Raw genomic sequence first — 12,801 nt, forward strand, 5'->3', positions numbered from 1 at the left:
GTTCATCCTACCATGGCGATTCCTATCGATCAGAATGAATGGCAAGACATGGTAACGACACACAATCTCGGCTTTCCCCGTATCGGCGCACGTCGCGAACTCAAGTTTGCGCTGGAAGCATACTGGAGCGGCAAATCCAGTCGCGATGCGCTCCGGGAAACAGGACGCCAATTGCGCAAGACACACTGGAGCAAGCAGCAAGGACTGGACTTGGTGCCCGTGGGCGACTTCTCTTTCTACGACCAGGTTCTGGACATGAGCTTCACGCTGGGCAATCTGCCCGAGCGAGTACAGGACTTCCAGGGAGATGCGCTGGACAATTACTTCCGCGTGGCACGCGGCCGCTCGGCATCCCATGGCGACTGCGGTTGCAGCCATGGCGTACAGGCCGGCGAAATGACCAAGTGGTTCGATACCAACTACCACTACATCGTGCCGGAATTCAGCGCATCCACCACCTTTTCGCTGGATGCATCCCGTCTCGTGGCGCAGCTCGACGAGGCGCGTGAACTCGGGATCTCGGCCAAGCCTGTGATTCTCGGTCCCCTCAGCTATCTGTTCATCGGCAAGGCCAAGGACGGCTCCAATCGCCTGGACCTCCTGCCTCGCCTCCTGCCCGTCTATGTGAAGCTGCTGGAAGAGCTCGCTTCCCGCGGTGTGGAGTGGGTGCAGATCGACGAACCCGCGCTGGTCACGGAACTGGAACCAGCCTGGACGCACGCCTATGCCTCCGCCTACCGGGCCCTGGACACCGGCAAGATCAAGATACTGCTGGCCACCTATTTCGGCCAATTGCTGGAAAACCTTCCCCTGGCCTGCGCCCTGCCGGTGCAGGGCCTGCACATCGACGCCATCAATGGCGCGGCGGACATCGAGCCCGCCATCGCCGCCCTGCCCGGCGACAAAGTGCTTTCCCTCGGAGTGGTCAACGGCCGCAATATCTGGAAGACCGATCTCAACCGGGTGCTGGACCTGCTGGAGCCCATACATGCGAAGCTCGGCGCTCGCTTGTGGATCGCGCCTTCGTGCTCGCTGCTGCACGTTCCGGTGGACCTGGACAGCGAAACGGCGCTCGATGCCGACATCCGGTCCTGGCTCGCGTTTGCCTTGCAGAAGCTCGACGAAATCAAACTGCTGGCTCGCGCGCTCAATACCGGCCGCGCTTCGGTCCAGCCGGAACTTCAGGCGAACCAGGCGGCCATCGACTCCCGCCGCAATTCGCCACGCGTGAACAAGCCCGAAGTCAAGGCAGCGCTTGCCGGCATCGATGCCGCCCTGGGCCGGCGCCAAAGCCCGTATCCCCAGCGCGCGGAGAAGCAGGCCGAGTTGCTCAAGCTGCCCGCCTTCCCCACGACCACCATCGGATCCTTCCCGCAGACGGCTGAAATCCGCCAGGCTCGCCAACGGTTCCGCAAGGGGGACCTCGATCTGGCGGCATACAAAGATGCCATGCAAGCCGAGATTGCACGCTCGGTCCGCGAGCAGGAAGCTTTGGGCCTGGACGTGCTGGTGCATGGCGAAGCAGAGCGCAACGACATGGTGGAATACTTCGGCGAGCAACTGGAAGGCTATGCCTTCAGCCAGTTTGGCTGGGTCCAGTCCTATGGCTCGCGCTGCGTGAAGCCGCCTATTCTGTTCGGCGACATTACCCGTCCCAAGGCCATGACGGTCGAATGGATCACCTATGCCCAGACGCTCACGCCGAAACCCATGAAAGGCATGTTGACCGGCCCCGTCACCATCCTGAACTGGTCGTTCGTGCGCGACGACCAGCCTCGTTCCGTGTCATGCTTCCAATTGGCACTGGCCATCCGCCAGGAGGTGCTGGATCTGGAAAAAGCCGGCGTGCATGTCATTCAGATCGACGAAGCGGCGCTGCGCGAAGGCCTGCCCCTGCGCAAATCGCAATGGCTGGAATATCTGGACTGGGCGGTGGAATCGTTCCGCATCACGGCGAACGGCGTCAAGGATGACACTCAGATCCATACGCATATGTGCTATTCGGAGTTCAACGACATCATCGCCTCGATCGCGGACATGGACGCGGATGTCATCACCATCGAGACCTCGCGTTCGGACATGGAGCTGCTGGATGCCTTCGACAACTTCAATTATCCGAACGAGATCGGCCCCGGTGTCTATGACATCCACTCGCCCAATATCCCGACGCAGGAGCACATCGTCGAACTCATGAAGAAGGCGAGCCAGCGCATCCCCGCGGAACGGCTTTGGGTGAATCCGGACTGCGGCTTGAAGACCCGCGCCTGGGCCGAAGTGATTCCCGCGCTGAAGAACATGGTGGCGGCGGCGCAAACCTTGCGCCAAGCCTAGGCAGGCCTAGGGGTCAGACCCCGTATGGGGTCTGACCCCGGCTAAGGTGAAAAGGGTCAGACCCCATGCGGGGTCTGACCCTCGCCAGACGCTATACTTCCGGCCATGGAAAACCAAGCCAAACAAACTTATACGCCTTACGAGTGGCTGGGTGGCGAAGACCGCGTGCTTGCCCTGGTCGAGCGCTTCTACGATCTGATGGACCTCGAACCTCAGTACACCGCCCTGCGCGCCACCCATGGGCCCGATCTGAACCATGCCAGAGAACGCTTGTTCTGGTTTCTTTGCGGCTGGCTGGGTGGTCCTTCGTATTATGTGGATCGGGTCGGTCATCCCATGCTCAGGGCCAGGCATCTGCCGTTCTCCATCGGAACCACGGAACGGGACCAGTGGGTCGCATGCATGGACCAGGCCATGATCGATGTCGGCGTGGACGAAGCGCTGCGGCAACACCTGCTGCCCTCCTTCCGGCACACCGCCGATTGGATGCGCAATCGGGAAGAATGATCGCCGCATGGCGGCCAATGCGCTCAAGGCGCTTCAGACACTGCGCGTGACCTCGGCATCGATGCCTGACAAGGCAGCCATTACATCGTCGCACTGCCTGGGCGTTCGCGGATGTATCAGCAAGGACCATCTTCCTTCCTGCGTTGCGGTCTGCACGCGCTGTATGACCAGTTGGTGGTCGGGCCTGGCGGTCACGAGCCCGCCCAGAAGCATGCCCGCGATCGCACCGAAGAAGACGAAGACGGCAAGACTGCCCAGCGGCGTGGACGTGATCGCCATGATTCCGATGAGATACAGCAATCCCCAGCCGACAATGGCGATCACCGCTCCCGCCACGCCAAGCAACAAATGCGCACGCAACGCGGTCCGAACGATGCCTTGCGGCTCGGGTTCGATTTTCTTGGCGTAATCCTTTTCGTACGGCTTGATCAGGCGGATCTGGGCGGCCTGCAGATGAGCGTTGGAATGAATCGCCGCTGCGGCTGTGGCTGCGCCTTGCTCGGTGTCAAAGACCGCGGCGATTTTCGTCGTCGAGCGTTCGCCAAACAAAACATTCCATACCATACGATGCTCCTAGTGCGGCATAAGCCCTCCACGGAGCGGCAGCAATCTTTGTGCCTGAAGCGTGTTGAGGGGTCAGACCCCATGCGGGATCTGACCCCGGGGCACACCTGAAGCGTCTTGGGGGGTCAGACCCCGTACGGGGTCTGACCCCGGGAACACCTGGAACAGAGGCAGGGTCAGACCCCTTGGGGTCTGACCCTATCCATCAATGGCCGGAGTTCGGATCGATGGGTTCCTTGGAATGGAAGATGGAGTGGTCTTCCTTGCCGGTCACGGACAGTATGCCGGACAAGCCTTTTTCGACGCGCGACAGGGCATGGTCGACCAGAATATAGTTGCCCGGCACGTCGACCTTGAACTCCACCATGGTCGCGCCGCCCGGTGCCACGGTGGTGGTCTGCACGTCGGTCAGCGGGGGGCTGGTCAAGGAGCCCTGGTTGTAGACGCGATCGAACACTTCGCCGATGACGTGGAAGCTGGATGTCAGGTTGGGGCCGCCCACGCCGAAGAAAATGCGCACGGTTTCGCCGACCTCGGCCTTCAGCTTGTATTTATCGGACAGCGCGCTCATGGTCCCGTTGAACATCAGGTGCTCGGGTTTTTCGTCCAGCAGCTTTTCGAGCGAGAACTCTTGCAGGCCGAGCGAACCATGCTTCTGTGCGGTATAGAGCTCACCCTGCATGACATAGAACTCGCGATCGACCTTGGACAGACCTTCTTCGGGCTCGACCAGCACCATGCCGTACATGCCATTGGTGATGTGCTGCGCGACCATGGGCGTTGCGCAGTGGTACACGTACAAGCCGGGATGCAGCGCCTTGAAGGTAAAGCTCTTGGTTTGCCCTGGAGGCACCTGCGTTACCGCCGCGCCGCCGCCGGGGCCTGTCACCGCGTGGAAATCGACCGAGTGGATATGCGAAGAGTCCTTCGCGTTGGCGACGTTCACGGTTACCGTGTCGCCGACGCGTATGCGCAGGAACGGACCGGGCACCTTGTCGTTGAACGTCCAGTACTTGTAGGTGCTGCCTTCCGCCAGTTGGCCCACGACTTCCGTGGTCTCCAGGTCGAAAGTGATGTGCTTGGGCTCACGCTTGCCGACCGGCTCGCCGACAGCGGTGGGATCCTGGGCGATATCCAGGCCCTGGCTTTCCGCCTGCTGTATGGGTTCGCCTACGATCAGCTTGCCGAACATGCCCGCCGCCTTATGGCCCGGCAGGGTGCATAAGTATTCGAACACGCCGTTCTTGTTGGCGCGGAAGACGATGGCGGTCGATGCCCCCTTGCCCGTCAGGTTGTCGGACTTGGCGGAGAATTCGGGCACGGCAATGTCGTGGATGGCGCCGTCGCCGTTGATGAGGTTGATCTGCACCACGGCGTTTTCCGGCACCTGGAGGTCGGGATTCACTTTGCCCTTTATGGTGCCGGCATCGCCCACGAACACGAGCTTGCCGTCTGCGATATTGGTGCGCAGAGTAAAAGTGATGTCCGGCGTATAGGTGACCGACGCGGCGGCATGCGATTCGTGTGCCGCCCATGCCGCGCTTCCCACCGCATACAATACGGCCGCCATTAGAAACAGGCATAACCTTCTAAAGGTATGGCTCAACACAATGCCCATGATTCTTCCTTCCTTGCTACGTTGAATTGAGAACTGCAGTTACAATTCGTTTTGTTTGCCGCAGTTCGAATCGGCGCATGCCCCGGCATGCGCAATCCCCGTCTTTTTATCACGCACTCGATACGCCTACAATGCCCGCCACCGCCACGTCGCTCAGAGAACTCACCCTGCGGGGTATCATCCTCGGCGCCATCATCACCCTTGTCTTCACAGCGTCCAACGTCTATCTCGGACTCAAGGTCGGCCTGACGTTCGCCTCGTCGATTCCTGCCGCCGTCATTTCCATGACGCTGCTGCGCGCCTTCAAGGATTCCAATATCCTTGAGAACAACATCGTTCAAACGCAGGCCTCCGCGGCCGGGACGCTCTCGGCCATTATCTTCGTCCTGCCGGCGCTGCTGATGATGGGATACTGGCAAGGCTTCCCCTTGCTGGAAACCGCCATGATCTGCGCCTGCGGCGGCATACTGGGCGTGGTGTTCACCGTACCGTTGCGGCACGCCCTGGTCGTCAAAAGCGAACTTCCCTATCCCGAGGGCGTCGCGGCAGCTGAAATCCTGCGCGCCGGCCACGCCGATGAAGAAACGTCCGGCAAGCGGAAAGCGCAGGGCCTGCGCGACATCCTCGCCGGCAGCGCACTGGCCGGCATATTCAGCTTGATGGCCAACGGCTTCAAGCTTGCATCGGACGGCGCCAGCTACTGGTTCAGCGCCGGACGCGCCATCTTCCAACTGCCGATCGGCTTTTCTTTCGCCCTTGTCGGCGCCGGCTATCTGGTCGGCATCACCGGCGGCATCGCCATGCTGTTCGGTGTGTTCCTTTCCTGGGGCGTCGCCGTCCCCTGGCTCACTACGCTCACCCCCATGCCGGAAGGCGCCACTCTTGCTGCTTTCGCCACCGACATCTGGGTGTCCAAGGTCCGCCTCATCGGCGCGGGCATGATCGCGGTTGCGGCAATCTGGACCTTGCTCACCTTGATCAAGCCGATGTACGAAGGCATGCGCATTTCCTTGTCGGTACTGAGAAGCGGCCCCGGCTCCAGCGGCGTCGCACGCACCGATACCGATCTGTCTCCCCGGACCTTGCTGCGGACCACCGTCCTGATGATCGTCTTGCTGATGGCCACCTTCTACTCCTTCGTGGCGGAATCGGATCTGCCGGCATCGATGGCCTGGACACTGGTCGTGGCGGGCACCTTGCTGTCCTTCCTGCTGGGCTTTCTAGTGGCTGCCGCCTGCGGCTACATGGCGGGGCTCGTGGGGTCGTCCACCAGTCCGATATCGGGGATCGCCGTCATCTCCATCCTGGCCATCTCCATGATCTTCATCGGCATCGGGCAGGCGCAGGACATGCTCGACAACGAACAGCACGTTCGGTTCTTCACCGCCCTCGCCATTTTCTGCGCCTCCGTCGTGGTGGCCATCGCCGCGATCTCCAACGACAACCTTCAGGACCTGAAAACAGGCTGGCTGGTGCATGCCACGCCCTGGAAGCAGCAAGCGGCGTTGATCATCGGCTGCGTGGTGGGTGCGCTGGCCATCCCGCCCGTGCTGGAACTCCTGTACAACGCCTACGGGTTCATCGGCGCCCTGCCGCGCGCGGACATGGACCCGACGCAGGCGCTTGCCGCGCCGCAAGCCACGCTCATGATCACCATCGCCAATGGCCTGTTCGCGCATACCCTGGATTGGTCCTACATCCTGATCGGCGTCGGCGGCGGCATTGCCGTCATCATTCTTGACACGGTCCTTGCCCGTTCCACCCGCACGCTGCGGTTGCCGTCCCTGGCGGTTGCCATGGGTCTGTACCTTCCGCCGTCCATCGTTACCGCCCTGTTCGTCGGCACGCTCATTTCGTGGTTCGTGAAGAAGAGTGTCCGGGCTTCCGCAAGCAAGACCGGCGAAGACGCGGCACCGAGGCTGGAACAGGCTGAGCGCAAAGGAACGCTTTTTGCGTCGGGCCTGATCGTCGGTGAGAGCCTGGTCGGCGTCGCCCTGGCAATGATCATCGTCGTCTCGGTGGGTTCGGGGGGCAGCGATGCTCCTTTGGCGCTGGCCGGCCCCGACTTCATCCCGACCGCGAAGCTCGTCGGACTGATCGCGTTCGTGGGCATGTGCTTCATTTTCATCAAGCGCGCCCTCAGGCCATGACGACGCGCGCCCTCCATCCCGGCGACACGCCGCAGCACGCCGGCGCTTCGGCCGGTGGACTCGACCTCCAAGTCGCGCTTTATCTGGCTGGCATGGTGGTGCTATGGACGCTGCTATGCGGAATCAGTCACCAAGCGCCGGATCTCGACGGCCTGGAAGAACTCGTCTGGGCATCCAGCCTGGAATTGGGCTATACCAAGCATCCGCCTGCGCCCTCCTGGCTCATGTACTTCCTGACACAGATTTTCGGCCGTCCGGTGTGGCTGCCCTTCTTTGCGGGACAACTGATGTCCGCGCTCGCGCTCTGGTTTCTGTGGCTGCTCGGACGCGAATTCACCACCCCGCGCAAAGCCTTCATGGCCATGATGCTGGTTTCGGTCAGCATTTATTTTTCATTGCGCGGCACCATCTATAACCACAACACAGCTCAATTGTGGTCTGTGGCGGCGAGCACATGGCTGCTTTACCGCGCCTTGAAGCTTCAGGCATTGAGCACCTGGGCGTGGCTGGGCGTGGTATCCGGCTTGTCGATCCTGACCAAGTACAGCGCCGTCATCCAGTTCACCGCCTTTTTCCTGTTCATGCTCCGGCAAGGCAGCTTCCGTGATGCGCGCAACCTGAAAGGCCTCGCCCTCGCCCTGCTGACCTTTGCGATCACCATATCGCCGCATCTTTATTGGCTGGCTGCCAATGCATTCATGCCCCTGCGCTACGCCGACAACTCTCTCGAAGCGGGAGGCCACCTGCAGGCGCTCGGGCATCTGCTGAGTTTCGCGCTGGACCAGCTTGCCCGCCTGAGCCCCATGCTGGTGGTAGGGTTGGCCTGGCACTTCTGGAACAAACGCAATCGTGGCACGCATGACGGGCAGGCCCAGCCGCGCTATGGCGCCCAGTTCACGGATTGGGACCGCTCCTTCCTGCTCTGGATCGGCCTCGCGCCGGTACTCTCCACCATGCTGATCTCTGCCGTGCTGGGAACCAGGCTGGTGGCGTCATGGGGAACGACATTCTTCATGCTTTATGGCTTCTATCTGCTATGGTGGATGCGCGGCGACGAGCGGACCAATCTGCGTCGCATCGCCGTCTTGTGCATTGCCGTGCATGTGCTCATGGCGGCCGGGTATGCGCTTGCCCGCGGACCCTTGGCCTGGCATACAGGCCGCGATACGCGCTCTACGTTTCCGGGCGCCATCATCTCGCAGCAATTGAACGACATCTGGCAGCAGCACGTGCCGCAAGTTCCAATGACGCTGGTGGCATCGGACACCTGGCTCGGCGGCAACATCGCCATCCATCGCGGAATGAACACCCAGGTATTCATCAACGGGAAACTCGAAGAATCGCCCTGGCTCGACGAATCCGGGCCCCTCGCCTGCGGCGCCATGGTGGTGTACAGCCGTGAAACCCGCGGCGAACCTGATCCCGTCCTGAAGGCGCTTCATGCCGCGGCGCCGGTACAGGGCCGTATCGACATTCGATGGTCATCGGAAAAAAGCCCCTGGATCGACCTGAATTGGGGCATCATCCCGCCCGATGAGCAATGCTAGGGGGTCAGACCCTAAATAGGGTCTGACCCTGCAAGCGCGTTTCAGGGGTCAGACCCCGTACGGGGTCTGACCCCCATCCACATGGCCGCCAACCCCAGGGGTCAGACCCCGCATGGGGTCTGACCCCACCCCGCCTAGCGCCATGGCGCCAGGCGATCGCCCAGGAAATCCAGAAAAGAGCGCACCGCCGGCACCAGTCCACGCCGTGAACCGAATACGGCGTGCACGATGCCCGGCTCAGGCGCCCAGTCGTTGAAAACCGGCACCAGCCGGCCGCTCGAGATTTCTTCGTGGCACATGTAGTCGGGCAGCACGCCTATTCCCATGCCACCCATGATCGCGAATTTCAGCGTAAGGAGGTCGTCCGCCACGAAGCGCGGGCGGTGCGTCACCACGTATTGCGCGCCATTGGGCCCGAACAGCTTCCAGTATGCCCGGCCATCGCGCACCGACATTGCGACCGAATCCATCAACGTCAGGTCGCTGGGCTGCTCGGGCTGGCCTTGCCGCTGCAGCTGCTGCGGGCTTGCTACCAGCAGGCCTATCGATGTGCCCAGATGCTTGACCACCATGCTGCCGCTGTCGGCAACCGTGCCGCGTACCCGCAACGCGACATCCACGCCCTCTTCGATCAGGTCCACCACACGGTTGCTGACCTGCATGTGCACATGCACCTGGGGATGAGCGGCCTGATATTCCGGCAGAATCGGCCCGACCACCGTTTGCGCCAGAGTGACCGGACAGACCACGCGTATGATGCCGCGCGGCTCGCTTTGTACCTGTGCCACGGCGGCGGCGGCTGCGCGGGCTTCATCGCGCATGGCGTCGCAATGGCGATAGAAGAGTTCACCAGCCGTGGTCAGGGACAGTTTGCGTGTCGTGCGCTGCAACAGCCGCAACCCCAGATCTTCCTCCAGCTTGGCGACGCGGCGGGACAAGCGCGATTTGGGTATGCCCAGCGCCCGCGCCGCCGCGGCGAAGCTGCCATGATTGACGACTTCGGCGAAGTACAGCATATCGTTCAAATCCTGCATATCCCCTCTATCCCTTTATTGGCCTTATGAATAGGACAATCTAATACGTTTTAGGGCACTTATCAATACTTTGGGATTAATCGATAATTTCTCCATCGCAACATTTTGAACCCATTCTGGAGAAATTCATGAAACTTCTGCACGTAGACTCAAGCATCAACGGCGCCAATTCCGTTTCCCGCAAGCTGACCAAGGACGTCGTCGCGCAATGGCTGCGCGAGAACCCCGACACGCAGGTCGAGTACTTGGACTTGTCGGTCGAGACACCCAGCCACTTTTCCAGCGATGCCATGGGCTTTCGCCTGCCCCCGTCCGACGCCGCGCTGAGCGAAGCACAACAACGCGAAAACGCGCTTTCAGAAACGCTGGTGTCCCAGTTCCTGGCGGCCGACGTCATCGTCATCGGCGCCCCGCTGTACAACTTCGCCATTCCCAGCCAGTTGAAAGCATGGATCGATCGCCTGGCCCAGGCTGGACGCACCTTCAAGTACACCGAGAACGGTCCTGTGGGACTTGCCGGCGGCAAAACCATCATTGCCGCACTGAGCCGCGGTGGCATCTATTCAACGAGCGAAGCCGGCCAGGCCATGGAACACCAGGAAAGCTATCTGAAGACCGTTTTCGGATTCTTCGGCGTCACGGACATCCGCATCGTACGTGCCGAAGGAACCGACATGGGCCCCGATAACCGCAGCAAGGCTTTTGAAACTGCGGAAACCTGCATCAAGGCCGTTGCCACCCGCAGCTTCGAAGCCGAGACGGAAGCCGCCTGAGCAGCCTGAGGGCCGGAACGGTCATGGCGCTACAATGAGGGCCTTGGAATTTCCTCATCGCACCGTGACCGCCTCCCTCTCTTTTTCATCCCTGCCGCTGTCTTCCGCCGTCCTCGATAACCTGGCGCTCATGGGCTATCAGTCCATGACGGACATACAGGCCAAAAGCCTGCCGCTCGTCCTGCAGGGACGCGACCTCATCGCCCAAGCCAAGACGGGCAGCGGCAAGACCGCCGCATTCGGCCTGGGCGTCGTCAATCGGCTTGATCCCGCAAGACTCCAAGTACAAGGCTTGGTCATTTGCCCGACACGCGAACTGGCAGAGCAGGTCGCGACCGAGCTGAGAAAACTGGCGCGTGCGCTTGGCAACATCAAAGTCCTGACGCTTTGCGGCGGCACCGCCGCCAGACCGCAAAACGAGTCCCTGAAATTCGGCGCCCATATCGTAGTGGGTACGCCCGGCCGCTTGCTGGACCATGTCAACCGGGGTACGCTGGAACTCGAAGAAGTCCGCACTCTGGTGCTGGACGAAGCCGATCGCATGCTGGACATGGGATTCTACGAGGATGTCAGCCGTCTCGTCAGCGCCTGCCCGGGAAATCGCCAGACGCTGCTGTTTTCCGCCACTTATGCCGACGATATTCGCCACGCCAGCGCGCCCTTCCTGATGGAGCCGGAAGAGGTCCGGACCGATTCCCTGCATGAAGCGGGCAAGATCAACCAGACCTTCTTCGAGATCGAACCCGAGCGCCGCATGGCTGCAGTCGCGCAACTGCTGGAACATTACCATCCGGTCTCGACCCTCGCATTCTGCAATACCAAGGCCGCCTGCCGCGAGCTGGCCGAATACCTGGTCGGTCGCGGCTTCAGCGCCTTGGCGCTGCACGGCGACCTGGAGCAGCGCGAGCGCGAAGACGTGCTGATTCAGTTCGCCAACCAAAGCTGTTCGGTGCTGGTGGCCACGGACGTCGCCGCCCGAGGGCTGGACATCGATGGGCTCGATGCGGTGGTAAACGTGGAACTCACGCCCGACCCGGAAGTGCACGTTCACCGCATCGGGCGCAGCGGCCGCGGCGATGCGACGGGCCTTGCGCTAAGCCTTTGCGCTCCCGATGAACTGCATCGCGCTCAACGGATAGCGGATTACCAGCGCCAGCCGCTGGCATGGGGCAAGATCAAGTCGCTCAAGGCCGCGGCCGGCAGCAGGCTGCGGGCGCCGATGGTGACCTTGTGCATACAGGGCGGCAAGAAAGACAAGCTGCGCGCCGGCGACCTGCTTGGCGCCCTGACCAAGGACGCGGGCGTCGACGGCAGCCATGTCGGCAAGATCAACATCCTGGAATTCGTCAGCTTCGTCGCGCTGGACCGCGGCATCGCCCGCCAGGCCTATGCAAAGCTCAGCAACGGCAGCATAAAAGGGCGCCGCTTCAAAATGCGCTTCATGGCGGAAGTCTGAGGGGAATGAGGGGTCAGACCCCATAAGGGGTCTGACCCCCGTCTCAGTCAATACATCAAGGCCAGGGGTCGGGCCCCGTACGGGGTCCGACCCCATTTCCAGTGAGGGGTCAGACCCATGGGTCTGACCCCTTCATCTATTCTCTTTTCAGCCAATGCCCGAGCTTGACCGCCTTGGTGCTCAGGTAGGCCTCGTTATGGGGATTGCGGTTTACCTGCAGGGGTAGCCGTTCCGCTACTTGCACGCCGATTTTCTCCATCGCCCGCACCTTGCGGGGATTGTTGGTCATGAGCCGCAGCGAAAATATGCCAAAGTGTTCGAGCATAGGCTTGCATAGATCGTAGCGCCGCATGTCGGCCGGAAACCCGAGCCGTTCGTTGGCCTCGACGGTATCGGCGCCTGCATCCTGGAGATTGTAGGCGCGGATCTTGTTGATCAAGCCGATGCCTCGTCCTTCCTGCCGCAAGTAAAGAATGGCGCCCCGCCCTTCCGCAGCAATGGCCTGCATCGCCGCTTCCAGCTGTGCGCCGCAATCGCAGCGCTGGCTGAACAGCGCATCGCCCGTCAGGCATTCGGAATGCACGCGCGCCAATACGGGAAGCCCATCGCCGACGTCGCCAAGCGTGAGCGCAAGATGTTCCTTGCCCGTGCCTGGGTCGACGAACACATGGATGGCGAATGTGGCCCAAGGCGTGGGTAGCTTGCTGGATGTGATGTAATCGAGCTGATAGCCCGCCGCCGGCTTGCCATCGGAATCTGCCGCGTTCATTGGACTGCCCGCGTCAGCATCATGTTGCGACTGCATAGGTGAAACCTCGAGA

The 12,801-nt window shown here is 61.5% G+C and carries 10 protein-coding genes; 6 read left to right on the top strand and 4 right to left on the bottom strand.

Annotated elements, in window-relative coordinates:
- Positions 1-48 precede the first annotated feature (48 nt).
- A complete protein-coding gene (metE, locus tag ACSBPU_RS13340) occupies positions 49-2,331 on the top strand; it encodes a 5-methyltetrahydropteroyltriglutamate--homocysteine S-methyltransferase (protein WP_442592571.1) in 2,283 nt (760 codons plus the stop codon).
- 105 nt (positions 2,332-2,436) lie between these two features.
- Positions 2,437-2,838 (top strand): group II truncated hemoglobin, encoded by a 402-nt coding sequence (locus ACSBPU_RS13345; protein ID WP_442592572.1) that lies wholly within the window; start codon positions 2,437-2,439, stop codon positions 2,836-2,838.
- A gap of 33 nt (positions 2,839-2,871) precedes the next feature.
- Here the strand turns inward: ACSBPU_RS13345 and ACSBPU_RS13350 are convergent, their stop codons facing one another.
- Both ACSBPU_RS13350 and nirK read right to left on the bottom strand, forming a co-directional pair.
- Positions 2,872-3,402 carry a hypothetical protein gene (locus ACSBPU_RS13350; RefSeq protein ID WP_180067957.1) on the bottom strand — a complete coding sequence of 177 codons (531 nt, stop codon included), beginning with the start codon at positions 3,400-3,402 and terminating at the stop codon, positions 2,872-2,874.
- A gap of 205 nt (positions 3,403-3,607) precedes the next feature.
- Positions 3,608-4,972, bottom strand: coding sequence for a copper-containing nitrite reductase (gene nirK, locus ACSBPU_RS13355; protein WP_442592573.1), 1,365 nt, complete (start codon positions 4,970-4,972; stop codon positions 3,608-3,610).
- Between the two features lie 179 nt (positions 4,973-5,151).
- Here nirK and ACSBPU_RS13360 point away from each other — a divergent pair, with 179 nt between their 5' ends.
- The gene (locus ACSBPU_RS13360) at positions 5,152-7,170 is read left to right on the top strand and encodes an OPT family oligopeptide transporter (protein WP_442592574.1); all 2,019 of its coding nucleotides are present in this window, start codon (positions 5,152-5,154) and stop codon (positions 7,168-7,170) included.
- Positions 7,167-8,717, top strand: a complete 1,551-nt coding sequence (locus ACSBPU_RS13365; RefSeq protein WP_442592575.1) for a glycosyltransferase family 39 protein — start codon at positions 7,167-7,169, stop codon at positions 8,715-8,717. The genes ACSBPU_RS13360 and ACSBPU_RS13365 overlap by 4 nt, the downstream gene beginning before the upstream one ends.
- Before the next feature lie 134 nt (positions 8,718-8,851).
- Here the strand turns inward: ACSBPU_RS13365 and ACSBPU_RS13370 are convergent, their stop codons facing one another.
- Complete coding sequence (locus ACSBPU_RS13370; RefSeq protein WP_442592576.1) at positions 8,852-9,751, bottom strand: LysR family transcriptional regulator; 900 nt, start codon at positions 9,749-9,751, stop codon at positions 8,852-8,854.
- Positions 9,752-9,879: 128 nt separating this feature from the next.
- Here ACSBPU_RS13370 and ACSBPU_RS13375 point away from each other — a divergent pair, with 128 nt between their 5' ends.
- A complete protein-coding gene (locus tag ACSBPU_RS13375) occupies positions 9,880-10,524 on the top strand; it encodes an FMN-dependent NADH-azoreductase (RefSeq protein WP_442592578.1) in 645 nt (214 codons plus the stop codon).
- A 34-nt stretch (positions 10,525-10,558) separates the two neighbouring features.
- On the top strand, positions 10,559-11,980 hold the full coding sequence (gene dbpA, locus ACSBPU_RS13380; protein WP_442592579.1) for an ATP-dependent RNA helicase DbpA: 1,422 nt from the start codon (positions 10,559-10,561) through the stop codon (positions 11,978-11,980).
- Positions 11,981-12,116: 136 nt separating this feature from the next.
- On the opposite strand, the gene ribA is transcribed toward dbpA, so the two are convergent.
- The gene (gene ribA, locus ACSBPU_RS13385) at positions 12,117-12,749 is read right to left on the bottom strand and encodes a GTP cyclohydrolase II (protein WP_442592580.1); all 633 of its coding nucleotides are present in this window, start codon (positions 12,747-12,749) and stop codon (positions 12,117-12,119) included.
- Positions 12,750-12,801 lie beyond the last annotated feature (52 nt).

This window comes from Parapusillimonas sp. JC17 (genome assembly GCF_052180245.1).
Taxonomy (GTDB): domain Bacteria; phylum Pseudomonadota; class Gammaproteobacteria; order Burkholderiales; family Burkholderiaceae_B; genus Parapusillimonas.